Raw genomic sequence first — 23,187 nt, 5'->3', positions numbered from 1 at the left:
TTCTCTCCTAAACAATTCTTGAACTGTAGAATGCTGCGTAAACTCCTCCAACCCTAAATAAGATACCAAGTAATGAATTAAAGTTAACATTTAATAAAATTCTTAAATAAGTTTGGAAAGCACCAATGAATAGATTTAAATCTGTAAAAACACCAAATCCAAAATAACTAATCATATCAGCTCCAATAAAGCATACCACAGCACAGATGGCACCGAGTATAGAAAATTTTAATTGTACACCACGACCATAAGTACGTATTGCCCAACCAATTGCATATCCTATTAATAGGAAAGCAACAGAAAATTCAATTCTTAATATTTGAGATAGCCAACCATAACCAATCATTAGAACAATTGTAGCGATAATTCCTGCAAGGACTCCTCTTTGAAAACGTTGATTTCTTGATAGTGCTTCCGTATTAAATACCTTTAACATATGTGTTACCCAATATATGAAACACAGGTTTATTTAGCCTATGTTTGCTTATATTCCTTTCAACAAAAAAAGTATACCAAAAAAGTGAAGAAATTTCCATTAATGTGTTGACTTGGGTTTTTTGGTATGATATATTAAGTAAGCACTAAAAATAAATGGAGGTTTAGCTCAGTTGGGAGAGCATCTGCCTTACAAGCAGAGGGTCGGCGGTTCGAGCCCGTCAACCTCCACCATTTTTTTGAAGCAACAAGTTTATTATAGAGGATTAAGAAACCGCCCTCAACATACATGCCGACTTAGCTCAATTGGCAGAGCAATTGATTTGTAATCAATAGGTTGTAGGTTCGATTCCTATAGTCGGCACCATTTATTTAAACTTGGAGAGGTAGCGAAGTGGCTAAACGCGGTTGACTGTAACTCAATTCTCTTAGAGTTCGGCAGTTCGAATCTGCCCCTCTCCACCATTTTCTACTCAAGTATAGCTCGGGGAGAAAAAAATATAACGCGGTTAGTTGCATTTGATTGGGGCATAGCCAAGCGGTAAGGCATCAGACTTTGACTCTGACATTCCCCTGGTTCGATCCCAGGTGCCCCAGCCAATTTATTTTGTCCCGGTAGCTCAGGCGGTAGAGCAACTGACTTTTAATCAGTGGGTCGGAGGTTCGATTCCTCTCCGGGACACCAATTTGCGGATGTAGTTCAATGGTAGAACTTCAGCCTTCCAAGCTGACTACGCGGGTTCGATTCCCGCTATCCGCTCCAATCGCTAAATAAGTCGAGTATTCGACTTTTTTTGTGCATAAAAAAAGAAAACTAATCTAGTTTTCTTTTCAATACTGCAATACATTGCATGGTTAAACCAATAAGTGAATATTTACTACTTCCTAGATTAGTAGAAGAAGTTACATTTACAAGCTCCCAACCCTGAATACCTAATTCATTTAATCTACCTTGAAAGTCTCCATCTATCATATCTTTTTCAACTAAAGCAGTGATAACTTTATATTCGAATTTTTCCATTCTACTTTTCTCCTTGCTAAATAAACCCATAGGATTACCAAAAAATAAGTTTCAATGCAAAGCCTACAATCGCAATGACCACTGCACCCACCACGATTAAGATGATTAGGGGTATCCACATTACAACGGAAAGAATCCAAAATGGTAATGTCAAAGCTAAACCTATAACAGATATAATAATTCCAAATAACCAAAATAACATAGTTCTACCTCACTTCTATAAGTACTTGTTTATAGCTTAATTTTATTTAGAATGTTGGTTGCACACCACCAACAGTGCTTTGCATAGTGGAAACTCTTGGTTGCATTTGAGAAAATACAAATCATTTCTCAAGATTTTAGAGATTTGTGATAGAATAGTAGAGATTTGGATTTGGGGAGATGTTTTATGTTTAGAACTATAAATTGGAAGAAGATAGGTCAATATGCTATATCAATGACCCTTCTATTTCTATCAATATTGATGATTAGAAGTACAGATTGGGCTATTGATACATTTAATGCAATCGAATTTTCAGAAATTGTGTATCATCTAAAAGTTCCTATTGAAGGGACTAGTAGTTCAATTTTAGAGAGTTTCTTTTTAAATTCATTCTTATTTTCAGCAGTTGTAACCATAGTCATTGCTTGGTTGGTATCATACTTTTGTAAAAAATATGAAGATAAGAAAATATTTGAATTAATTCGATGCAGGAAGATTGTTTCAGCAATTATTGTGTTTGTTGTATTTGGATGTTTTTCACTGCTTCGTGTGAATGCACTAGATTATGTTATTGATATAACGACGCAATCTTCTTTTATTGAAGAAAATTATGTGGATGGTAGAGATGTAAATCTTAATTTTCCAGAAAATAAACGCAATTTGATTTACATATTTTTAGAATCAATGGAATCAACTTATCTATCAAATGATATGGGTGGGTTTATGGAAGATAATTTACTTCCAAATCTTTCGCAATATGCGAAGGAAGGTGTCAATTTTTCAAATACAAATGAAATGGGTGGTTTGTATGTACCACAAAATGCTAGTTGGACAATTGCTGCTATGGTGGCACAAACAACAGGATTACCGCTAAGTGTTCCAATTGATTCAAATCAATACTATGGGGAGAAACCATTTTTACCAGGTGCTTATTCAATTGGTGATATTTTAGAATCAGAAGGGTACAATCAGGAATTATTGATTGGGTCTAAAGCAGAGTTTGGTGCAAGAAATCTCTTGTTTATGCAACATGGTGATTACAATATCGATGACTATCATGCAGCGATTGATGATGGAAGATTACCAAAAGGATATTTTGAGTGGTGGGGATATGAAGATTCAAAATTATTTGATTATGCCAAAGAAACATTAGTTGAACTATCATCAAAACCAGAGCCATTTAACTTAACAATGTTAACAGTTAATACTCATTTTCAAGATGGGTATTTAGAAGAATCTTGTGAAGTAGATTATGATGATCCATATTATAACGTAATAGCATGTTCTGATTCACAAGTTTATGAGTTTGTTGAATGGGTAAAACAACAAGAATTCTATGAAAATACAACGATTGTAATTGTAGGTGATCATTTATCGATGAATAGAAAAACATTTGATGATATTGAAAAATCAGATCGTACGGTATTTAATGTTATTTTAAATAGTGTAGTTGAAACAAATAGAACTCAAATGCGCACAGCTACAACATTCGACATGTTTCCAACAACTCTTGCAAGTCTTGGTATTGAGATAGAAGGAGAACGATTGGGGCTAGGTGTTAATTTATTTTCAGAGAAAAGAACACTTGCTGAGAAATATGGATTAAAAATGATGAATGAAGAGTTATCATATTTTTCAAAGTTTTATAATGATAACTTATTATCGATTGAAGAATGAAATGATTGCAATTGAGGTTGGTAAGTAGATATGAAAAAGAAACTGTGGAAAGAATTGAATAAAAAGAAAAATAGTAAATATTTTATTGTTCTTTTACTTTTATTTCTTGTTGTCACTATTGCTGAATTACAATTTAAACCTCAACCATTAGAAGCAAATAAAGTACTCTTAACGAAATGTGTAGATGGTGATACAGCACATTTTGATATTGACGGCAAAGATGAAAAAGTTCGATTTCTAGCGATTGATGCACCTGAAATCGCAAAGGGTGGTAAAGCAGCGGATCCTTATGGTGATGATGCTGCAAATTATACGTGCAAAGCTCTTCAAAATGCGAAAGTTATAAAAGTGGAATATGAAGAAGAAAAGGTTGATAAATACAATCGAAGATTAGCTTGGGTTTGGATAGATGGAGAACTTTTACAAGTAAAACTGGTTGAAGAGGGATTAGCTAAAGTTAAATATTTGTATGATGATTACCAATATACAGAAATTGTACAAAAAGCAGAAAAGATAGCTAAACAAGAAAATAAAGGGGTTTGGAGTATAAAATAAAGAGCAAAATCGATATAATGATTGTGACTCAAGGAGATATTGAATATGGAAAAGGTAGGACTTATATTAGAGGGTGGAGGAATGCGTGGTGTGTTTACAACCGGTGTTCTTGATTGTTTTTTAGATCATGGAATTGAATTTCCTGAAGTAATTGGTGTATCTGCAGGAGCATGTCATGCTTGTAGTTATGTATCAAAACAACGCGGAAGAGCGAAATCAATAAGCATTGAGTATATCAATGATAAAAGATATTGCAGCGTGTATAGTTTGGTAACCACAGGGGATATGTTTGGTGCTGATTTTGTTTATAGAGAAATACCAGATATTTTAAATCCATTTGATCATGAAACATACAATAAAAGTGAGTCAAAGGTATATGCAGTTGTCACAAATCTTGAAACTGGAAAAGCTGAATATCATCACTTGGATGATATGAAATACAAAATAGACAATCTTCGTGCCTCGGCATCACTACCATTTCTTTCTAAAATTGTTAAGATTGATGGGAAGAAATATTTAGATGGAGGTCTAACTGATTCAATTCCGATTCGTAAAATAGAGTCAGATGGATACATGAAAAATGTGGTTGTTTTGACACAACCTAGAGGATATCGCAAATCAGAAAATAAACTAGCATCCCTTGCAAAACTAGTGTATTCAAAGTATCCCAAAGTAAGTGAAATCATGAAAAATAGACATCTTCTCTACAATGAAACGGTTGATTATATAGAAGAGCAAGAAGATAAAGGGAACATCTTTGTAATTCAACCAAAAGAAAAATTAATTGTAGGAAGAATTGAAAAAGACAAAAATAAATTAGAGGCTGTTTACGAAATTGGATATAAGTGCGGACAAGAAATGATAGAAGATTTGAAAAAATTCTTAAATAAGTAGTATTGAGATGTCGTTACTAGACATTTCTTTTTTTTACGGTAAACTAAAAGCACGAGGATGGAGACATGGCAAACGAGAAAAAAAGAATTCTATTATTGTTTCACATTCTTTCAAGTCAAGCAGGATATGTACGATCCTATGAACTTGCTGAAAAAGCGTGTGTTACAGAAAGAACAATTAAAAATGATATCCGTGAGTTAAGAGATTTTTGTAAAGCATCAGGAGCAACATTGCACTCACGTAAAGGTAAGGGATATTATTTAGAGATTGTTGACCGCAATTGTTATAAACAAGTAAAAGATCAAATGAATATTCATTTTATGTACAAAAATGAAACATTGACGGTTCAAAAAAATAGAACAAATGACATATTAAGGAGAATTATTTGTGAAGCAAACTACTTAACAATAGACGATATTGCTGATGAACTATATCTTACAAAAAGTTCTATAAAAGAAGAGATGCAAGAAGTTAATGAGATATTAAAATCTTTTAACATGTCATTTCGAAAGAAAAATGAAAGTGGTTATTTAATTAAGGGTAGCGAGTTTGACCGCAGAATGTTGATGCTATCCTTATTTGAAGTTTACTATCATGAAGCGATTCCATTTTATAAAAGCTCTGATTTTACACAGTTTTTCTATAGAGATGACCAAGAAAGATATGATATCCGTCACATATTTCTTGAAGTTATGCGAGAAGAGAGATGTTTTATAACAGATGAACAACGATTGAGTCGTTATTTATGTTTGATGAGTTCACGATTTAACTCTCAATGTAAAGTTACTTTTAAAGAGGAACAAATAAAATGGATTCAAACTTTCAAACAATATCGAGTTGCCAAAAAAGTTGTTCATCGTCTTCGCGAGCGATTTCATGATTTTGATGTAGATGATAATGAAATTACTGCGTTAAGTCTTGTTTTTTTATTCTTTGATAATATTGCAGAAGGAATTAATTTAAATAAAGACTACAAATTAATCTATGAAGAAGTAAATGAATTCATACAAGATTATGTTGAATTAATCAAAAATGAATATCAAGTTGATTTGAGTCTTGTTAAAAACTATGAAAGAATTTTATTTTCTGTTTCAGCGCCACTAATAATTCAAAAAGAATTTAAATCTGCATCCTACTTAATTTTTAATTATCATACCTTTGATAGACAAATAAAAAATAGTTTGTTTAGCACAAATTTTGCAATGGATTATGGGGATTTATTTTATAAAAAATATAAACAAAGAATTTCACTAATTACCATTTTAAGTATAGCCAATGCAATTAGAATTATATTGTCACGAATTAATTTTTCATTTAAACCTCTTAAAGCAATGGTAACGACACAAAGTGGATTTGAAGCGAGTTATCATTTAAGAGATGTAATTAAGGGAAGATTCAATACTTATTTTGAAAAATTAGATGTGTATGAATTTTATGATATGCGAAGAATTAAAAAGACTGAATATGATTATGTCATATTGAGTCTTCCATATTTTACTTATAAGTATGAGTGGCCGTGTCTAGTCATTGATGATGTACCTACACAACAACAGCTAAATGATATTTACAATCAAATTGTTTTAAAAGGAGTTCAGTTAGAAAGCATTGTAAAGAAAATGGAGTTACCTAACATTAATATTTACCATGATTTTGACTTTGATAATTATGAATCATTTATAAAACTAATTAGTTTTAAAATTGCAAATTCATCAACTTCAATTAATCACATTGAGAAAGAATTAAAACAAACATCAGAAATTTGTTGTTACCGAAAAATATGTATCGTGTTTGTTAAAAGGAAATACACAATGAATCAAATTGTGGATTTATATCACTTGAAACAAACAAAATTATGGCGAGATAAAGAGATTAATGATGTACTTGTATTAAGCGTAGACTTCAAATTCGATTTGGAAATAGTAAGATTCATTAATGATTTACTCTACCAAATATCCAATAATACTGAATTAACAGGTTTAATTATTGATCAAAGCAATTCAAATACATTAATTGAAATAGTGAGAGATAGTTTAAAAGCACTACCAATTTCACTTAAGTAAGGGAAATAGTTTATGATTTCCCTTTTTTCTATGAAAAAGACAATATGGAGAAATAAAAAAAGTGAAGCTATAGTATGACTATAAATGAAAACGCTAACATAAAAGAAAGGGGTGAAATCATGTTGAAGATATTCTTAGCGTCACATGGATGTCTTGCAAGTGGAATGAAGAGTTCTTTGGATATTCTACTGGGTAATTCAGATAAAGTAACTGTCTTTGATGCTTACATCAATCAAGATTCAGTGCAAGAACATGTTGATGCTTTCTTTCAAGAAGTCAAAGAAGATGATGAGGTGTTGATGTTGTCCGATTTATATGGAGGAAGCGTCAATCAGGTTATGTTTCTATATTTGGATAAGCCAAACACAAGACTTGTAGCAGGAGTTAATTTAGCCTTTGTACTTGAAGTTGCAAATCGAGAGACGATAACTAATTCAGAATTAGATGAAATTGTAGAAATGAGTCGTCAAATGTTGGTTGTTGTTAAGCCAGAAGAAGTAGAAGAACAAAGTGATTTTTTTTAGAAAAGAGGATTTAAAATATGATTAAAATGATTAGATTAGATGAAAGAATGATTCATGGACAAGTTGCGATTAAGTGGTCACGTCATTTGGGAGTAGATCGCATTATCGTTGCAAATGATGATGCAGCAGCAAATCCAATTATTCAAAAATCATTAATGATGGCAGCTCCAACAACTGCAAAGGTAGCTATTAAAAGTGTTGTAGATTCAATAGCTCTATTGAAAGATCCACGTGCGAATGATTTAAAAATTTTAGTAATTGTAAGTAATCCTGAAGATTTATTGATGATATTAGAAGAAATAAATAATGTGCCACTAATTAACATTGGTAACTATGGCAGAATTGCTAAAAAACAGGGTGAAGCAGTTAGGAAGACATATGGCTCTAATTTATATGCATATGATTCTGAAGTAGAAACTTTCAAGAAAATTTTAAGTCATAAAGTAGAAACAATTTATCAAACAACCCCGGAAGATACACCAGAAAAATTAGAAAAAGTATTAGCGCTATAACATTTATTTATAAGGAGGAATAAATTATGGTAACAGCAGCATTTCAAATTTCACTAGCTTACTATATCGTTGCGGTTTTAGACCCTTATATAGTATCTTGGCAATGTCTAAACAGACCTATCGTAGTTGCTCCAATCGCAGGATTAATTCTAGGTGATTTTACAACAGGTATTATTATGGGTGCAGCATTGGAATCCATTTTCATGGGTATCTCTGCAATAGGAGGATCTATTCCGGCAGATGCGACAACATCAAGTATCATCGCAGTTGCATTTACAATACTAACAGGTGCAAATATTGAAGCAGGATTAGCTCTTGCATTACCTATTGGTACAGTAATGGCATCATTAGTTGGTTTATTAACACCATTATTTGCAGGTGTTGCAGCTTATTGGGAAAAGTTAGCACTTGAATGTAAACCAAAGAAATTCTTAATTCAAAACTTACTATTCTCATGTTTAACAGCACCATTAATTAATGCAGTTATCTTATTTGCAGCAGTTGCTTATGGAGTAGAAGGATTAAGTGCATTCTTAGCTTCGCTTCCTGCTTGGGTAATGGTTGGGTTAGGTGCAGCAAGTGGAATGATGCTTGCGGTAGGATTTGCGATTTTAACATCTATGATTTGGAATAAAGAAGTAGGTTGTTTCTTCTTTCTTGGATATGTATTTGTTAAATATTTAGGTTTAAACACACTTGCAATTGCAATCATTGGTATCGTAATTGCGATAACGATGTTCTTTACTGAAAAAAGAATCATTGATTTAAAGAATTCATTAACCAATAAAACAGTAAGTAATAATGAGGAGGACTTCTTCTAATGGAAAAGAAAATACTTAGCACTGAAGAGAAAAAGGTTCTTCGTTCAATGTTCTTCCGGTCTCACCTAGTTTTCTTATCATTTAACATGGTGAAGATGGAAGCAAATGGGTTTACCGCAACAATGGCTCCAGCAATTGAATCTATTTATAAAGATGATATGGAAGGAAAGAAAGAGGCGTATTTACGTCATCAAAACTTCTTTAATACCCATGCAGTACCGTTCTCATTTATTGCAGGCTTAGCTTATGCAATGGAAAAAGAGCATAAAGAGAAAAACTCAATTGATGGGCAAACAATTGATAGTATTAAAGCAGCATTAATGGGACCAACTGCAGGTATGTTTGATAGTTTATTCTTTAACTGTTTACGTATTATTGCAGCAGGTATTGGTATTGGATTATGTTCTCAAGGAAATATTCTAGGAACAATTATCTTTATCTTGATGTATGGAGTTTCTCAATCAGTATTCAAATATTTCTTTGTTAATTGGGGATACACATATGGAACAACATTTATTGATTCTGTCTTCTCATCTGGATTAATGGGTGCATTAACAAAATCAGCTTCTGTATTAGGGCTAATGATGGTAGGTGCAATGACAGCGCAAATGGTAAATGTACCTCTAAATTGGACATTGAATGTAGGTCAAACATCAGTTGTTGTTGCAGATGTAATCAATTCGATTTTCCCAGGATTACTTGGTGTATTGTTGTTATTCTTATTAGTTAGCTTAATTAAGAAAGGTGCAAGACCAACGCAACTTATTATTGGAATATTCGTATTTGCTTTATTAGGAGGATTTATTGGAATATTTTAAATAAAAGCTACGGACTTCCGTAGCTTTTGATACTTGGAGGAAATATGAAAGATCTAATGATGTTATATGGAGTAACACTAGGTATACGAAATACAGTGAAGCAAAAGTTATTCTTTTTAGAAGAAACAATTGAAATGTTAAAGAAAAGAAAAATTGAATACAAAGTTGTTTCAAAGAAAGTGATGAATAAGAAAATTAATAATCTATATATTGGAAATATAAACAATGCAAAAACAATCATTGCATGTGCTTATGATACACCACGTAAGACAATGATGATGAATAATAAATATTTTCCATTCAACTCAAAGAAAAATGTATTTTATTTAACTTGTGACTTGATTTTTAGAATGATTGTTCTAGCTATTCTTCTATTTGTTTCATATTTATTGTATTCAAATTTGTTAAGTCAATATTTCGGTTATACCTTATCGATTGGTTTACTTTTTGCATGTGTGATTGTTTCTTTCTTACTTGTTAAGGAAAATCCAAATAAAGTTAATTTTAATTTAAATAGTGCCTCACTAGCCTTAGCACTTTCATTAGTTGAAGATAGAAATATTGCAATTGCTTTAGTTGATTATGGTACAGAGTCTATTGATGGATTTAAATTATTAAAGGAAACAGTCAATATAAATCAAACGGTTGTTATTTTAGATTCTTTAGCAGCAGGGCAACAACTTGTATGTGCACACAAAGAAGATGTCGATTGCTCCATGTTTATTAAGTCAAAATTAAATTTCTTTGAAAAGATATATGCCAATGAACCTAATAATCGATTAGGACTTTATGAAAAAAGTATATTAATTGCTTCGGGTCAAATTGTAAATAAGCAATTTGAAGTAAAAAATACAAAATCTAAAAAGGATCATGAAATAGATATGGTTCGTTTAGAAAAATTAAGAAATTTATTAGAACATTATGTGGGAGGTAATAATGAAATTATTGTTTCAAAGTGATGATTATGGATTTACAGATGCTGTGACTGATGGAATTATAAAAGGGATACAAGAAGGAATAATTCGAAATACTGGATTATTTGTGAATATGCCGAGTAGTCAAAGAGCGGCAAATTTAATAAAAAATATAGAAGGTATCAGTGTGGGTATTGATATTAATCTTGTTGCAGGTTATCCTATAACCAAAGATAAAATTAAAATCACCTCACTCATTCGTGAAGATGGACATTTTATACCTTCAACTGTGCAAATGAAGAAAATGAGAAAAGAGGGCAATCAACATTCAATTGAACAAATGTTTGATGTTGATCCCTATGATTATGAAGAAGTACTTTTGGAAACAGAGAATCAAGTTCTAAGATTTATAGAACTAATGGGTAGAAAGCCAGATTATATTCACCCTCATTCTTTAGTTACTAAAAATTCAATTCAAGCATTAATGGAAATCGCAAAGAAATATGAACTTGTATTTTCGGGCAAAGCAATGAGAAATGATAAGATTCACATGATTCCATGTGATTGGACACCGAAACCATTTCCAATTAGTGAACAAGTGAATACACAAGTTGAGGATAAATTACTTACCGCTCTTGAAAATTCATTAGAACATGAGATAGCTTATTTTATTTGCCATTGTGGTTATGTGGATAGTGCACTACTTTATGAGTCGACTTATTCAATAATTAGGTGCAAAGATTTAGAGGCAGCTACATCTTCGAAAATAAAAGAGTTTATTAAGGAAAATAAAATCGAGTTAATTAATTACAATGATATAAAGGAGATCATCATATGATAATTAAATCTAAGAGAATTTACACAAGTGATGGAGTAGTGGACGGGTATATCCAAATTGAAGATGGAAAAATAAAAGATATACTCAAAACATGTGAAGAAAAAGTAGACAAAGATGTAAGTGATAATATAATCATTCCTGGAATTATTGATACGCATAATCATGGGACTATGGGATTTGGGTTAATGGGCGATGCGGTAGATAAGGAAAGAGAAGTTAGAGGTTACTTAAAAGGAGTTGCATCACAAGGTGTAACGGCTTGTTTACCTACTGCTGATTTCACATTACTTGATACAATTGCAAGTGTATCAAAAACTAAAATTGATGGTGCAAAACCGATAGGAATTCATACAGAGGGTCCATACTTGAACCGTGTAGGTGAAAAAGGAATTGATACAGGGCATCCTGAAATTGATTTAAAACACTGTCAAGAAATGATGGACAAGGCAGGGGGTATGTTAAAGCTCGTTGCAATAGCTCCTGAAATTCCTAACGCAAAAGATGCGATTGAATTATTTACTAAAAATGGAGTTCGTTGTGCATTTGCACATAGTAATGCAATGTATCAAGAAGCACTTGAATCGTTTAAATGGGGGATTACTGTGACAACACACACAGCAAATGTCATGTCGGGTATCCATCATCGAAATATGGGTGGACTTGGTGCTTGTCTTTTAAATGATGATGTATACAATGAATTAATTGCGGATGGTTTACATGTTTCTAACGAAATGATAGAAATCATGTTAAGGACAAAGAAAGATGCAATCAACAAGTTTTTGCTGATCTCTGATAATGTTCCGATGTCAGGAGCACCTATTGGTCGTTACAATTTAGAAGGTATGTTTGAAGTGAATATAGATGACAAAGGATACTGTTTATCAGACACAGGTAGATTATGTGGCTCTACACTTCCAGTTATTCGTGGAATTAAAAACTTAGTAACAAACTTAGATATTTCTTTAGAAGATGTGATTAAAATGGCATCAAAAAATCCAGCACATGTTTATGGAGCAACAACAAAGGGTGAATTAAGTAAAGGAAAAGATGCAGACTTTGTCGTGATTGATGATGATTTCAATGTTCAATACACTTATTCAGAAGGTGATTGTGTTTATGATTGCCAAAAAGATACAGATTTATTTAATAGTAACTTCATGGAGCGTTGTTTTCTAAAATGATGATTTTAGCATCTGATTATGATGGAACATTGAAAATCAAAAATGAAATCTCTAAAGAAGATAAGGAAGCAATTTCATTGTTTAGAAGTTGTGGTCATAAATTTGGTATTGTAACAGGAAGATCCATAGGAATGATTCGTAATGAATTGAAAGCATTGAATTTTGATTATGATTTCATTGTAGGTGGTAATGGCGCTGTGATAGCGAATGATAAAGGTGAAGTGATTCAACAATTTAATATTGAACCAGAGGCAGCAATGCAATTAATTCACCATGTACTTCTTGATGAAGCAAATATGATTGGTGTAAGCAACGGAATTGAGTTTGGCAATATTCAAGATGGATTAATACAAGAAGACAAAAATCACAATGAGTTAATTCATACAGAAATGTTAAATGGATATGATATTGTAGATTCGAAACAAATTAATTCATTTTATTTTAAATCAAATACAAAAGAGAAAACGAAAATGCTCTATGATGAATGTGTTCGTTTGTTTAATGATGAATTAAACTTTCATTTTAATAATGGCATTATTGATGCTACAAAACGAGGTATTGATAAAAAAAGTGGAATAGAGAATCTAACACATTTAATAAAGGGTGAAATTCATGTCATTGGGGATGGATTTAATGATTTACCCATGATTGAATATTATGGTGGATACACATTACATCATGCCGATATTGCAGTAAAAAAGAAAGCAACACAGGTTTTCGAAAGTGTTGCATCGTGCATTGAATATATTTCTAACAAATAAAAATAGAGAATAATTTCTCTATTTTTTTATGATTTGGTGTACATCTTCAATCATATTTAAGTTTGCATGAGAATATTCATTTTTAAACTCTTGGATATAATCATTCATTTTGTCATAATATTTTGGGTCATGGCAATCCAATCCAAAAACACAGTCATTTTCATATTTTTCAATAAGCGCAATCGCATTTTTATTTGGATAGAAATAAGTTGTTTCATTCTCAAAATCATGTTTTCCATAAGATAACCCTTTTAGATTGATTTCTAGTGGCATGTTGAATTCTTTTGCAGTTTTGCATATTTTGGTAATTGCTTCTGTACAAGCACTACTCCAAGCAGTTCTTGGTAACATGAAATATTCAGGATGTGCAACATAGGAGAAGTAACCTGTTTTTATACCTTGGCAAACTAATGTTGCATAATGAAGTACTTCATCATCTGTAGCACTCTCTGAAAAATCTGTACCTGTTTGATTAGGGTAATGTTGGCCAAGAAGAAGATAATCAACTTTGGTTAATAATTCTTTATAGTGATCATCTAACTCGGGGAAGTATTCGCATTCAAATCCTGAGTAAATTGTAATTTGATCTTTATATTTTTCTTTTAGAGTTTGGATGGATGTAAGGTATTCATTCATTTCAGACATTCTCATTCGATCGCGATCGGGGATGTCGTTAGAAAAAGGAACATGATCACTAAATCCAAGGTACTTTAAACCATTTTTAATTGCAGCTACTACATACTCTTCATCACTTCCAACAGCATGATGACAACGAGAAGTATGACTGTGAATGTTGAAATTTTGCATGAATATTTCCTCCATCAATTTAATAAAATTATTCTATCATATATTTATAAATAAAAATTACAAATTGTTATTGAATTTAGTATTCATCTAGTGATAGACTATATCTAAGATTTTTTTTGAAAGGGGGAATGAAAAAATGGAGAAAGTGAATAAGATAACGGATGGAATCATATGGAAACAAATACTTATTTTCTTCTTTCCGATTTTGTTAGGTTCCTTCTTTCAACAACTTTATAATACAGTGGATGCAATTATTGTTGGTCAGTATGTGGGTGCAAATGCACTTGCTGCAGTAGGTGGATCAAGTGCTCAGATCATTAACTGCCTAGTTGGATTTTTCTTAGGTATATCATCAGGAGCAAGTATAATTATTTCTAGATATTATGGCGGTAAAAACCGTGAAATGACTTCTAAAGGGGTTCATACTGCAATTGCGCTTGCGATATCATTTGGAATTATATTAATGTTTTTGGGTTATTTCTTTGCACCAACTGCGTTAAAAATGATGGGAGAACCAGCGGAAATTTTTACGTTGTCTCTTGATTATATTCGTATTTATTTCTTTGGGTCTGTTTTCTCTCTTACCTATAATATTGGAGCAAGTATCCTAAATGCGATTGGTGATTCTAAAAAACCACTATACTTCTTAATTTGTTCGACGTGCATTAATGTTGTGTTGGATATCTTGTTTGTAAGGGGATTTGGTATGGGTGTACAAGGTGTTGCGATCGCAACAATCATCTCTCAATTTTGCAGTGCTTGTTTAGTCTTATTTTCATTATCAAGAACAAAAGATATGCATCATTTTGATTTTAGAAAACTAAGATTTGATCCAGAAATTCTTAGAAAGATTATTTATATTGGTTTTCCTGCTGGTGTACAATCAATGATGTATTCGATATCAAATATCTTTATCCAAAGTAGTATCAACTCTTTTGGAACCACGACCATTGCAGCCTATACTGCTTATGGGAAAATCGATGGATTATTTTGGATGATGATGAATGCATTTGGAATTTCAGCAATGACTTTTGCAGCACAAAACTTTGGAGCTCATAAGATTGACCGTGTAAAAAAATGTGTAAAAACATGTTTGATCATGGCTGCAATATCTACGATTGTCATGAGTGCATTCCTTTATTTCTCAGCTGATGGATTCTATCGACTCTTTACTCAAGATGATTCAGTAATTGCGATTGGTCTACAGATGTTAAGGTTCTTAACGCCGATGTATATATTCTGGGTAGGAATAGAAATCTTGTCCAGTGTTGTTCGTGCTTCTGGAGATTCATTGGGTCCACTTATTATAAGTGCAATTGGAATTTGTTTAGTTAGAGTTCTTTGGGTATTCTTTGTCGTTCCAACTTATCATGACATCATTGTGCTGATTGCATGTTACCCAGTTACATGGATTTTATGTACTGTAGCATTTTCAATCTATTATCGAAGAAAACAATTGAAGTGGTATTAATACCACTTTTATTATGTATAATGAATATAGCGAGGTAGGGAGTATGGAAATTGCGAAGTTTGGTGTAGAAGATTGGTTAAATGTTTGGGAGAATGATGCAATTTATGATATTGCGGGTAGTTCCATTGCTTCAATGACTTTGGAAGAAGTTTTACAAACAATACAAATAGATAAAAATGAGTTTATGAACTTATGCTTTAATAAGAAAATGAATTATGGGTGGATTGAAGGTTCACCTGAATTTAAAGCTGAGGTATGCAAATTGTATAAGCAAGTTACGCCAGAGCAAGTTTTGCAAACAAACGGTGCAACAGGTGCAAATTTTCTTGTGTTGTATGGTTTGATTAATCCAGGTGATCATGTGATATCGATGTATCCAACTTACCAACAATTAATAGATATTCCTAAATCATTTGGAGCAGAAGTTGACTTGTGGCAAATACATGAAGATGATAGCTGGTTGCCAAGCTTAGATGAATTACAAAGATTAATTCGTCCTACAACAAAAATGATTTGTATTAATAATGCAAATAATCCAACTGGAAGTATTATGGATGAAACCTATTTGAAGAAATTAGTTGATATTGCAAAATCAGTAGGCGCATATATTTTGTGTGATGAGGTGTATAAACCATTAACAGAGGAGATACAAGTTCCTTCAATCGTTGATTTATATGATTTAGGAATTGCTACAAATAGTTTATCAAAAACATATTCAATACCTGGTGTTCGTATTGGATGGGTTGTATCGAATTTAGAAGTAGCAGAAATTTTTCGCAAAATCCGTGACTACACAATGATTTGTGCGGGGGTATTAGATGATATGATTGCGACGTATGCACTAAGAAATGCAGCACTTATTTTAGAACGCAATAAAAGAATCGTTCAAGAAAACCTTGCTATTTTGAAGGATTGGGTAAATAAGGAACCACGTGTATCTGTGGTTTTTCCAAAGAATGTTTCTACCTCTTTTATAAAATTAGATATTCCTGTAGAAACAGAAGAGTTCTGTATTCAATTATTGAAAGAGAAAGGCGTTCTTTTAGTTCCTGGTAATCGCTTCAATATGCCAGGATATGCTCGTTTGGGGTATTGTACACGAAAAGATATCCTTGAAAAAGGACTAGAAGAGTTATCTTCTTTTTTGAGATCATATGATGAGTAAAACGGGGAAAAATAATACGTTAGTTAGTTTTATAGATTTAACAAATTTTATTCCTTTGGGATTATTGGTAATTGGATTTAATTGGTTGTATGCAAATTATATCTTGTCTGTTATTTTTACGTTATTTGTTATTGGTTATGTTCTTTACACTGAGTATACATTAAGAAAAAATGAAGAGCTGGCATTGCTTCAATATTTTCATAAAGTATTAATGTCAGCTATTATTGGATTTATCGTATTCTGCGTTGTTGTTTTTATTGAGATGAATTTAGCAAGAGATCCTTCAGCTACAGGTGGCGTTTCAAATAATAGTATTGTGATTATTTTTGTAGCTTTACCATTAACTTTTATCTTCTATTTTGTATTCACTTTATTTATGGTGAAAAGAAATAGAAAGTTTCTAAAATAAAATCTAGGTAACTAGGTTTTTTTCTTTTACTTTACAAGTAATGAGCAGAAAGAATAAAAAAATACAACAGCGAACTGTTGTATTACATAAATGATTGTAAGAAATTTTTCACCACATCAAATCCACCAATTAGCGTACCCAATGTACTAAATAGATTTGCGAAGACAACAACTAATAGAATATGAGTGACACGATTCTTATAGAATCCTTTTACTGAATTTACATCATCAAGTATGTTTTCAAAATCTTTAACTTTGGGTTTTTTGACAAAAGCTTCTACTAATCCTGCAAACCAGCCAGCAGCTAATAAAGGATTAAGCGATGTAATGGGTGCTGCAATAAATGCAGTTAGTATTGCTAGTGGATGTCCCCATGCAAGTAAGACACCAATGGCAGAGAGTGAACCGTTCCAAAGAATCCAATTGCGAATTTGTTCAATTCCAAGCTCTGTATTAATACTGAACATTGAGATAATCATTGCGATAATGAGGATTGGAACAACCCACCCCATGATTTTAGAAGAAGGCTTTTTTTCAGGGATGCTTTCCAACTCCTTAATATCATAGGTTTTTCCTATTTCTTCTTTAATTCCTGGAATATGTGCTGCACCAAGTACTGCGACAATCTTCTTGCCAGGTGCATTTTTAATCTTATATGCAAGCACTTGATCTCTTTCGTGAATAAGTACTTCTGCTACAACAGGAAATTCTTTTGCAACTTCTTTAAGCGCAACATCTAAGACTTCAGATTGTTTAAGATTTTCAATGTCCTCGCTACTAATGTCTTCATCATCAAAAATTGACATGATGAGGGATGTAAGTAATTTGATCTTTTGAAAGAAATTATGTTTACGATAAATTCTTTTGAAGGTTGTTTGAATATTTCGATCAACTAATACAAGTTTTGCACCAGTTTCTTTTGCACTTTCAATTCCTTGAATCATTTCTTGTCCAGCTTGTACATCCATCTTCTTTGCAATTCTTCTTTGGTAAGAAGATAGAATAAGATTAGCTAACATATATCCTGTTTTTTTCTCTTTGATTACTTGGATAATATCGGTATCTTCCCAACGTTTTGGGTTATTAAAAGCAGCATATCTTTCATCATCTAATTCGATGCAAATGCTGTCAGGTTGTACCTCATCAATGCATTCTTTTACATCTTGACGACTTGTATGGGATACGTGTGCTGTACCAATTAGGTATATTTCTTTGTCATTGACTTCAATTTTTGTTATGTTTTGATTCATAATATTCCTCAATTTCTAGCTTATTTATTATATCATATTGAAAAATAATAGGAATATAGGGGTTATTTTAAGTTTTCAATGAACTAAAGGGTATGGTATAATATCATGAGCAAAAGGAGGTAAAAAAGTGATTAATTTCAACCTTGGCTTAACATTTGATAGTCTAAAAACGATTTTTCGCATGGTGCTTGATATATTCATTGTGTGGATGTTGTTATATTATGCAATTAAGATTGTAAGAACAAACTCTAGAACCATACAAATATTTAAGGGGATTGCCCTTATTTTAGTGGTGAATGGTGTCGCTAAATTTTTAGGTTTAGATACCGTTATTTGGTTATCTGATCAATTTCTTAACTGGGGGTTCTTAGCAATTATCGTTGTATTTCAACCAGAAATCAGATCAGTGCTTGAAAAACTTGGAAAGAGTAATGTTTTTTCACGTATTTCAACTTTGACTGGAAATGAAAAAGAAAAACTTGTAGATGAGTTGGTAACAGCAACAATGCTTTTATCGCGTGATCAAACTGGTGCTTTAATCAGTTTGGAACAAGGCCACTCATTAACTGATTTTATAAAAACAGGTACACCAATCAATTCTGTAGTTACTGCAGAACTTTTAACATCAATTTTCGTAACTTCAACACCTCTTCATGATGGTGCTGTTATTATTCAAGGAGATCGCATTGCATGCGCAAGTGCTTATTTCCCTCCAACAAACTTAGATTTACCTTCTCGTTATGGTGCAAGACATCGTGCAGCTATTGGTATTAGTGAGATTACAGATGCAGTTACAATTGTTGTTTCTGAAGAAACTGGTGCTGTATCAATTACTGAAGGTGGTAAAATTTTAACAGTAAATCGTAAACAATTAAGAGAATATTTATTCCGTGTTATTTGTGGTGAAGAGACAGAAGTTAGAAATGTTAAACCAACACCTCAAAGACAATTGATTATAGAAAAAGAAGCTCCTCAAGATGTTCCTGCACAAGAGTACATCGTTGAAGAAAAAGCGAAAGAACAACCTCAAGAAACTAAACGTGATAGTAAGTTTGATACTGCAATTCTAAGTAAACTTGCGATTAAACGTCATGCTGAGGCAGAAGCGGATTCTGAAGAAACAACAGTTGGTGAAATTGAAATTCATGGACCTGTAGTTGAAGAGAAAACAGTTGTTCAACCAACAGCGAAAGTTAAAGAAAAGAAAAAATTTGGTTTATTCAAATCTAAGAAAAAAGAAGTAAATCCTCAATCGAAAGAAGATATTGAAGCGCAAACATATCAAGCTTTAGATGAAGAAGAAGCGAGCATTAAACTTCCTAAGAAAAAGGAACGTCCAGCACCATCTTATCCTACACAAGAAGTAGTAACAGAACAAGAATTTATGGCTCCTATTGAAGAAACAATTGTTGAAGATATTATGGCACCAAGTGAAGAAAAAGCAGTTGTTGATTCAGGTAAAATCGAAGAAATTATTAAGAAAGAAATGGATAATGCAAATGCAATCCATAAATCTCAACAATTTACTTCAATAAAAGAAGAAAAATCTACTCCTTACAGTGGATATGAACATGTTCGTGTAATGGGTGATAAAGTACCTTCTGCTCAATCTAAAGTAGTTTCAGAAGGAATTACATCTGAAATGACAGGTGATGAAATTAGAAAAGCTCGTTTAGAAGCTATTAAATCTGGTAAGACATGGAATCAAGCTAAAATTCAACAAACAGCTCCTCAACCTGTTGTAAAAGACTCTATGACTCATCCGATTCATGAAACCAATTTAGAAGATATTATTAAACCGATTGAACAACCAAAGAAGGCTGACAGTCGTCCTAAATTTGCAATGGATTTCAATGACAAGAGTGAAACTGCTAACATTAATGGACTTACAGGTGAAATCAAAAAAATTAATCTTGCTGAACTACATACAACGCAACATAAGAATATTGAAGATTTGATTCAAGTTGATGATAATTTGGAAGATCAATTTGCGATGCTAGATACAATGAGTATTGAAAAGCCGAAAGTAACAGAAGTTCTTGATATCAAACCGGCAAATAAACAAGCTGGAGGTGGCAAGTAATGACAAATATGAAGAATAAGAAAATCAAGGATAACAATCCTGATAGCAAGCTTGAATTAGCAAATAAAATTGCTAAGCAAAGTAAAAAAGTAGTAAATACATATGCTCACTTTGAAGATTCATTGTTTAGAGTTATTAGAAGTTTTAGTTCTTGGATTGATAATGTATTATTCAATCAAAGATTCAGTGTTATCGTATCCCTTGGATTAGCAATTTTAATTTATATTACAGTAAACTTTAACTCGCAAAATTCAATTTTCGGTAATCCTTTAGTTAATGCAAAACCAATAAACAATGTACCAATTGTTGCTCGTTATAATACAGATACTTTTGAAATTTCTGGATTACCTGCAACAGCGAATATCACAATTATTGGTGAGGGATCAAATGTAAATGCAGCAGCTAATCAAAAAGGTACTATTGTTGCTAATCTTGAAGGCTTAACAGAAGGACAACATACTGTTCGACTTCAAGCAGAAGGTTATGGGGATAATGTACAAGTTAAAACAGATCCAACGGATGTTGTTGTGACACTTAAAAAGAAGAGTACTGGTCAATTTGATATTGGTTATGATTTCATTAACCAAGATAAGATGAATAGTATTTATAGTTTAGGTACACCTGAATTTGAATATTCTAAAGTTAATGTACGTGCTTCAAAAGATACATTAGATAGCATTGCATTCATTAAGGCATTAATTGATGTTACAGGTGTTGAAGGTGATTTTGAACAAGAAGCAACACTAGTGGCATATGATAAAAAAGGTGTCCCAGTAAATGCGGATATTGTACCAAATACAGTGAAAGTTAAAGTACCAGTTACCTCGCCAAATAAGACAGTACCAATTATTGTTGAGACTGTAGGTGATGTACCGAATGGTATGGCAATTCAAAGTATTACAATGGATCATGAATCAGTTACGATTTATGCATCTGAATCAGTATTAAGTAAAATTAATGAAGTAGGAGTTACACTTGATGCATCTTCATTAACTAAAGATTCAAGTGTCTTAAGACCAATCACACTTCCAACAGGAGTTAAATCTTCTAGTGTAAATCAAGTTACAATGGATGTTAAACTTGCTAATGGAGTTACTAAGATCATTCCAAATGTACCTATTTCATACAAGAACAATGTAAATAAATATAAATTTACTACTCTTGATGGACAAGCTTATGTAGATGTTGAAATCTTTGGTACACAAGAAAATATAGATAAAGTAAATGTTGATGATATTGTTGTTTATTTTGATATGGCTAATGCAACACCAGGTAACCAAGAATTTAAGTTATCTGTTGAACAACCAATTGGTTCATTAGTAAAATACTCAGTATCTCAACCAACAATTTCTGTAACTGTATCAGGTGAAGTTGATAATACAATGGAAGAAAGCGTAGGAACAAACTAATGGGAAGATATTTTGGAACTGATGGCATTCGTGGTAAAGCCAATGTGAATTTGGATGCTGAAAGAGCATTCAAAGTAGGACGATATTTAGCATATTACTATAAACAAAAAGGATTAGGTAAAATCCTTATTGGAAAAGATACTCGTTTATCAAGTAGTATGTTTGAGTTAGCACTAGCAGCAGGTGCTACTGCAAATGGTGCAGATGTTTATTTACTTGGATATTGTCCAACACCTGCAGTTGCATACCTTGTAATGCACAAAGATTTTGATTGTGGTGTGATGATTTCCGCAAGTCATAATCCTTATTATGACAATGGTATTAAAGTATTTAATCATGATGGTGTAAAACTAGATAGTAGCATCGAAGGATTAATAGAAGATTACATTGATGGTAAAGAAGAAATCACATATGCAACAGATGATAAAATTGGGCATGTGATAAATTATCAAACAGGACTTGAGTTATATCTTGATTGGCTTGAACAAACGTATCCACTAAACTTAAAAGGGGTAAAACTTGCGGTTGATTGTGCTAATGGTAGTGCATCGACCACGGCAGTTCAATTGCTTACTCGTTTAGGCGCAACAGTTTCGGTGATTCATAATGATCCTACTGGGGTGAATATCAATACAAAATGTGGATCAACTCATCCCGAAGAATTACAAGAAAAAGTCAAGAATGGTAATTTCGACCTAGGACTTGCATTTGATGGAGATGCAGATCGTTTAATTGCGGTGGATCATACAGGAGAATTAATTACTGGTGATCATGTAATTTATGTTTGTTCTAAATATTTAAAAGCTAAAGGTGAATTGAATAAGAATACAGCAGTTACCACTGTAATGGCGAACTTAGGATTATTCAAAGCACTTGAAGTAGCGGGAATTGATACATCAATTACTGCAGTAGGTGATAAATATGTTTATGAAGATATGGTAAAAAATGATTACGTCATCGGTGGAGAACAATCAGGACATATCATCTTTAAAAAGCACCTAACAACAGGAGATGGTCTTCAAACAGCACTTAATCTTCTTGAAATCATGGTTGAAACAAAGAAGAATATGACTGAACTTTGTGAAGGGCTAAAGATTTATCCGCAACTTCTTGTAAATGTACCAGTAAAAGATAAAGAAGCAGCACTTAAAGATGAAGATATTCAAAAAGAAGTTGATGACGTTACTGCAAGACTTGCAGGAAATGGTCGAATTCTTGTACGCCCAAGTGGTACTGAACCACTTGTACGTGTAATGGTGGAAGCAGAGAATGATGAAATCTGTCATGACTGTGTTTATCAAGTTGTACGTGTTATCGAAAAGAAATTTCAATAGAACTCATGGAAACATGAGTTTTTCTTATGTATAATGATAGTAGAATG

General features: G+C 32.4%; 23 protein-coding genes and 6 tRNA genes. 24 read left to right on the top strand and 5 right to left on the bottom strand.

Features of this window, described 5'->3' with window-relative positions; all coding sequences use genetic code 11:
* Window positions 1-7: 7 nt before the first annotated feature.
* The gene (locus tag B5D14_RS00805) at window positions 8-436 is read right to left on the bottom strand and encodes a hypothetical protein (RefSeq protein WP_078710682.1); all 429 of its coding nucleotides are present in this window, start codon (window positions 434-436) and stop codon (window positions 8-10) included.
* A 157-nt stretch (window positions 437-593) separates the two neighbouring features.
* On the opposite strand from B5D14_RS00805, the gene B5D14_RS00800 reads away from it, so the two are divergent.
* The 6 genes from B5D14_RS00800 to B5D14_RS00775 all read left to right on the top strand — a co-directional run bounded on the left by B5D14_RS00800 (window position 594) and on the right by B5D14_RS00775 (window position 1,198).
* Window positions 594-669, top strand: a tRNA-Val gene (locus B5D14_RS00800).
* 57 nt (window positions 670-726) lie between these two features.
* A tRNA-Thr gene (locus tag B5D14_RS00795) sits at window positions 727-802 on the top strand.
* Between the two features lie 13 nt (window positions 803-815).
* Window positions 816-900: transfer RNA gene (locus tag B5D14_RS00790), tRNA-Tyr, on the top strand.
* Window positions 901-959: 59 nt separating this feature from the next.
* Window positions 960-1,035 (top strand) — tRNA-Gln (locus tag B5D14_RS00785).
* Between the two features lie 9 nt (window positions 1,036-1,044).
* Window positions 1,045-1,120 (top strand) — tRNA-Lys (locus B5D14_RS00780).
* A 4-nt stretch (window positions 1,121-1,124) separates the two neighbouring features.
* Window positions 1,125-1,198: transfer RNA gene (locus B5D14_RS00775), tRNA-Gly, on the top strand.
* Between the two features lie 51 nt (window positions 1,199-1,249).
* Here the strand turns inward: B5D14_RS00775 and B5D14_RS00770 are convergent.
* A complete protein-coding gene (locus B5D14_RS00770) occupies window positions 1,250-1,456 on the bottom strand; it encodes a DUF4177 domain-containing protein (RefSeq protein WP_078710681.1) in 207 nt (68 codons plus the stop codon).
* A gap of 34 nt (window positions 1,457-1,490) precedes the next feature.
* Window positions 1,491-1,658, bottom strand: coding sequence for a hypothetical protein (locus B5D14_RS12105; RefSeq protein WP_159443671.1), 168 nt, complete (start codon window positions 1,656-1,658; stop codon window positions 1,491-1,493).
* Window positions 1,659-1,844: 186 nt separating this feature from the next.
* On the opposite strand from B5D14_RS12105, the gene B5D14_RS00765 reads away from it, so the two are divergent.
* The 12 genes from B5D14_RS00765 to B5D14_RS00710 all read left to right on the top strand — a co-directional run bounded on the left by B5D14_RS00765 (window position 1,845) and on the right by B5D14_RS00710 (window position 13,213).
* Window positions 1,845-3,335 (top strand): LTA synthase family protein, encoded by a 1,491-nt coding sequence (locus tag B5D14_RS00765; RefSeq protein WP_078710680.1) that lies wholly within the window; start codon window positions 1,845-1,847, stop codon window positions 3,333-3,335.
* Window positions 3,336-3,365: 30 nt separating this feature from the next.
* Window positions 3,366-3,890, top strand: coding sequence for a thermonuclease family protein (locus B5D14_RS00760; RefSeq protein WP_078710679.1), 525 nt, complete (start codon window positions 3,366-3,368; stop codon window positions 3,888-3,890).
* 45 nt (window positions 3,891-3,935) lie between these two features.
* Window positions 3,936-4,784 carry a patatin-like phospholipase family protein gene (locus B5D14_RS12340; RefSeq protein ID WP_078710678.1) on the top strand — a complete coding sequence of 283 codons (849 nt, stop codon included), beginning with the start codon at window positions 3,936-3,938 and terminating at the stop codon, window positions 4,782-4,784.
* 65 nt (window positions 4,785-4,849) lie between these two features.
* A complete protein-coding gene (locus tag B5D14_RS00750; protein WP_078710677.1) occupies window positions 4,850-6,844 on the top strand; it encodes a BglG family transcription antiterminator in 1,995 nt (664 codons plus the stop codon).
* A 119-nt stretch (window positions 6,845-6,963) separates the two neighbouring features.
* Window positions 6,964-7,368 carry a PTS sugar transporter subunit IIA gene (locus B5D14_RS00745; protein WP_078710676.1) on the top strand — a complete coding sequence of 135 codons (405 nt, stop codon included), beginning with the start codon at window positions 6,964-6,966 and terminating at the stop codon, window positions 7,366-7,368.
* Window positions 7,369-7,385: 17 nt separating this feature from the next.
* Entirely contained in the window at window positions 7,386-7,880 is a 495-nt protein-coding gene (locus tag B5D14_RS00740; protein WP_078710675.1) for a PTS sugar transporter subunit IIB, read from the top strand.
* A gap of 26 nt (window positions 7,881-7,906) precedes the next feature.
* The gene (locus B5D14_RS00735) at window positions 7,907-8,701 is read left to right on the top strand and encodes a PTS mannose/fructose/sorbose/N-acetylgalactosamine transporter subunit IIC (RefSeq protein ID WP_078710674.1); all 795 of its coding nucleotides are present in this window, start codon (window positions 7,907-7,909) and stop codon (window positions 8,699-8,701) included.
* Window positions 8,701-9,519, top strand: coding sequence for a PTS system mannose/fructose/sorbose family transporter subunit IID (locus B5D14_RS00730; protein WP_078710673.1), 819 nt, complete (start codon window positions 8,701-8,703; stop codon window positions 9,517-9,519). Before B5D14_RS00735 ends, B5D14_RS00730 begins: the two co-directional genes overlap by 1 nt.
* A gap of 44 nt (window positions 9,520-9,563) precedes the next feature.
* Window positions 9,564-10,478 carry a hypothetical protein gene (locus tag B5D14_RS00725; RefSeq protein ID WP_078710672.1) on the top strand — a complete coding sequence of 305 codons (915 nt, stop codon included), beginning with the start codon at window positions 9,564-9,566 and terminating at the stop codon, window positions 10,476-10,478.
* A complete protein-coding gene (locus B5D14_RS00720) occupies window positions 10,456-11,271 on the top strand; it encodes a ChbG/HpnK family deacetylase (RefSeq protein WP_159443670.1) in 816 nt (271 codons plus the stop codon). The genes B5D14_RS00725 and B5D14_RS00720 overlap by 23 nt, the downstream gene beginning before the upstream one ends.
* On the top strand, window positions 11,268-12,452 hold the full coding sequence (nagA, locus tag B5D14_RS00715) for an N-acetylglucosamine-6-phosphate deacetylase (RefSeq protein ID WP_078710670.1): 1,185 nt from the start codon (window positions 11,268-11,270) through the stop codon (window positions 12,450-12,452). The genes B5D14_RS00720 and nagA overlap by 4 nt, the downstream gene beginning before the upstream one ends.
* Window positions 12,449-13,213: an HAD-IIB family hydrolase gene (locus B5D14_RS00710; RefSeq protein WP_078710669.1), complete on the top strand. Its 765-nt coding sequence runs from the start codon at window positions 12,449-12,451 to the stop codon at window positions 13,211-13,213. The genes nagA and B5D14_RS00710 overlap by 4 nt, the downstream gene beginning before the upstream one ends.
* 18 nt (window positions 13,214-13,231) lie before the next feature.
* Here the strand turns inward: B5D14_RS00710 and B5D14_RS00705 are convergent, their stop codons facing one another.
* Window positions 13,232-14,020 (bottom strand): histidinol-phosphatase, encoded by a 789-nt coding sequence (locus B5D14_RS00705; protein WP_159443669.1) that lies wholly within the window; start codon window positions 14,018-14,020, stop codon window positions 13,232-13,234.
* Window positions 14,021-14,156: 136 nt separating this feature from the next.
* Here B5D14_RS00705 and B5D14_RS00700 point away from each other — a divergent pair, with 136 nt between their 5' ends.
* Genes B5D14_RS00700 through B5D14_RS00690 form a run of 3 tightly spaced genes read left to right on the top strand, consistent with a single transcriptional unit; the run spans window position 14,157 to window position 17,065 of the window.
* Window positions 14,157-15,491, top strand: coding sequence for an MATE family efflux transporter (locus tag B5D14_RS00700; RefSeq protein ID WP_078710667.1), 1,335 nt, complete (start codon window positions 14,157-14,159; stop codon window positions 15,489-15,491).
* Between the two features lie 43 nt (window positions 15,492-15,534).
* A complete protein-coding gene (locus B5D14_RS00695; RefSeq protein ID WP_078710666.1) occupies window positions 15,535-16,656 on the top strand; it encodes an aminotransferase in 1,122 nt (373 codons plus the stop codon).
* Window positions 16,649-17,065, top strand: a complete 417-nt coding sequence (locus B5D14_RS00690) for a hypothetical protein (protein ID WP_078710665.1) — start codon at window positions 16,649-16,651, stop codon at window positions 17,063-17,065. The genes B5D14_RS00695 and B5D14_RS00690 overlap by 8 nt, the downstream gene beginning before the upstream one ends.
* Before the next feature lie 82 nt (window positions 17,066-17,147).
* Here B5D14_RS00690 and B5D14_RS00685 read toward each other — a convergent pair whose 3' ends face one another.
* Window positions 17,148-18,314 carry a TraB/GumN family protein gene (locus tag B5D14_RS00685; RefSeq protein WP_078710664.1) on the bottom strand — a complete coding sequence of 389 codons (1,167 nt, stop codon included), beginning with the start codon at window positions 18,312-18,314 and terminating at the stop codon, window positions 17,148-17,150.
* A gap of 127 nt (window positions 18,315-18,441) precedes the next feature.
* Here B5D14_RS00685 and cdaA point away from each other — a divergent pair, with 127 nt between their 5' ends.
* Genes cdaA through glmM form a run of 3 tightly spaced genes read left to right on the top strand, consistent with a single transcriptional unit; the run spans window position 18,442 to window position 23,140 of the window.
* Window positions 18,442-20,397 (top strand): diadenylate cyclase CdaA, encoded by a 1,956-nt coding sequence (cdaA, locus tag B5D14_RS00680; protein WP_143254358.1) that lies wholly within the window; start codon window positions 18,442-18,444, stop codon window positions 20,395-20,397.
* The gene (locus tag B5D14_RS00675; protein WP_078710663.1) at window positions 20,397-21,806 is read left to right on the top strand and encodes a CdaR family protein; all 1,410 of its coding nucleotides are present in this window, start codon (window positions 20,397-20,399) and stop codon (window positions 21,804-21,806) included. The genes cdaA and B5D14_RS00675 overlap by 1 nt, the downstream gene beginning before the upstream one ends.
* Window positions 21,806-23,140 carry a phosphoglucosamine mutase gene (gene glmM / locus B5D14_RS00670; RefSeq protein WP_078710662.1) on the top strand — a complete coding sequence of 445 codons (1,335 nt, stop codon included), beginning with the start codon at window positions 21,806-21,808 and terminating at the stop codon, window positions 23,138-23,140. The genes B5D14_RS00675 and glmM overlap by 1 nt, the downstream gene beginning before the upstream one ends.
* Window positions 23,141-23,187 lie beyond the last annotated feature (47 nt).

The sequence above is a fragment of the Anaerorhabdus furcosa genome, assembly GCF_900167375.1.
Lineage (GTDB): Bacteria > Bacillota_I > Bacilli_A > Erysipelotrichales > Erysipelotrichaceae > Anaerorhabdus > Anaerorhabdus furcosa.
This window is presented reverse-complemented; position numbering and strand designations above follow the sequence as displayed.

What these genes read in the sequence shown, in the direction of transcription:
- B5D14_RS00725 (WP_078710672.1), top strand. Translation starts at nt 9,564, where the DNA reads ATGAAAGATCTAATGATGTTATATGGAGTAACACTAGGTATACGAAAT.
- B5D14_RS00685 (WP_078710664.1), bottom strand. Translation starts at nt 18,314, where the DNA reads ATGAATCAAAACATAACAAAAATTGAAGTCAATGACAAAGAAATATAC.
- B5D14_RS00730 (WP_078710673.1), top strand. Translation starts at nt 8,701, where the DNA reads ATGGAAAAGAAAATACTTAGCACTGAAGAGAAAAAGGTTCTTCGTTCA.
- B5D14_RS00695 (WP_078710666.1), top strand. Translation starts at nt 15,535, where the DNA reads ATGGAAATTGCGAAGTTTGGTGTAGAAGATTGGTTAAATGTTTGGGAG.
- B5D14_RS00700 (WP_078710667.1), top strand. Translation starts at nt 14,157, where the DNA reads ATGGAGAAAGTGAATAAGATAACGGATGGAATCATATGGAAACAAATA.
- B5D14_RS00675 (WP_078710663.1), top strand. Translation starts at nt 20,397, where the DNA reads ATGACAAATATGAAGAATAAGAAAATCAAGGATAACAATCCTGATAGC.
- glmM (WP_078710662.1), top strand. Translation starts at nt 21,806, where the DNA reads ATGGGAAGATATTTTGGAACTGATGGCATTCGTGGTAAAGCCAATGTG.
- B5D14_RS00805 (WP_078710682.1), bottom strand. Translation starts at nt 436, where the DNA reads ATGTTAAAGGTATTTAATACGGAAGCACTATCAAGAAATCAACGTTTT.
- B5D14_RS00735 (WP_078710674.1), top strand. Translation starts at nt 7,907, where the DNA reads ATGGTAACAGCAGCATTTCAAATTTCACTAGCTTACTATATCGTTGCG.
- B5D14_RS00710 (WP_078710669.1), top strand. Translation starts at nt 12,449, where the DNA reads ATGATGATTTTAGCATCTGATTATGATGGAACATTGAAAATCAAAAAT.
- B5D14_RS00765 (WP_078710680.1), top strand. Translation starts at nt 1,845, where the DNA reads ATGTTTAGAACTATAAATTGGAAGAAGATAGGTCAATATGCTATATCA.
- B5D14_RS00705 (WP_159443669.1), bottom strand. Translation starts at nt 14,020, where the DNA reads ATGCAAAATTTCAACATTCACAGTCATACTTCTCGTTGTCATCATGCT.
- B5D14_RS00770 (WP_078710681.1), bottom strand. Translation starts at nt 1,456, where the DNA reads ATGGAAAAATTCGAATATAAAGTTATCACTGCTTTAGTTGAAAAAGAT.
- B5D14_RS00760 (WP_078710679.1), top strand. Translation starts at nt 3,366, where the DNA reads ATGAAAAAGAAACTGTGGAAAGAATTGAATAAAAAGAAAAATAGTAAA.
- B5D14_RS00690 (WP_078710665.1), top strand. Translation starts at nt 16,649, where the DNA reads ATGAGTAAAACGGGGAAAAATAATACGTTAGTTAGTTTTATAGATTTA.
- B5D14_RS12340 (WP_078710678.1), top strand. Translation starts at nt 3,936, where the DNA reads ATGGAAAAGGTAGGACTTATATTAGAGGGTGGAGGAATGCGTGGTGTG.
- B5D14_RS00740 (WP_078710675.1), top strand. Translation starts at nt 7,386, where the DNA reads ATGATTAAAATGATTAGATTAGATGAAAGAATGATTCATGGACAAGTT.
- B5D14_RS00750 (WP_078710677.1), top strand. Translation starts at nt 4,850, where the DNA reads ATGGCAAACGAGAAAAAAAGAATTCTATTATTGTTTCACATTCTTTCA.
- B5D14_RS12105 (WP_159443671.1), bottom strand. Translation starts at nt 1,658, where the DNA reads ATGTTATTTTGGTTATTTGGAATTATTATATCTGTTATAGGTTTAGCT.
- B5D14_RS00720 (WP_159443670.1), top strand. Translation starts at nt 10,456, where the DNA reads ATGAAATTATTGTTTCAAAGTGATGATTATGGATTTACAGATGCTGTG.
- B5D14_RS00745 (WP_078710676.1), top strand. Translation starts at nt 6,964, where the DNA reads ATGTTGAAGATATTCTTAGCGTCACATGGATGTCTTGCAAGTGGAATG.
- nagA (WP_078710670.1), top strand. Translation starts at nt 11,268, where the DNA reads ATGATAATTAAATCTAAGAGAATTTACACAAGTGATGGAGTAGTGGAC.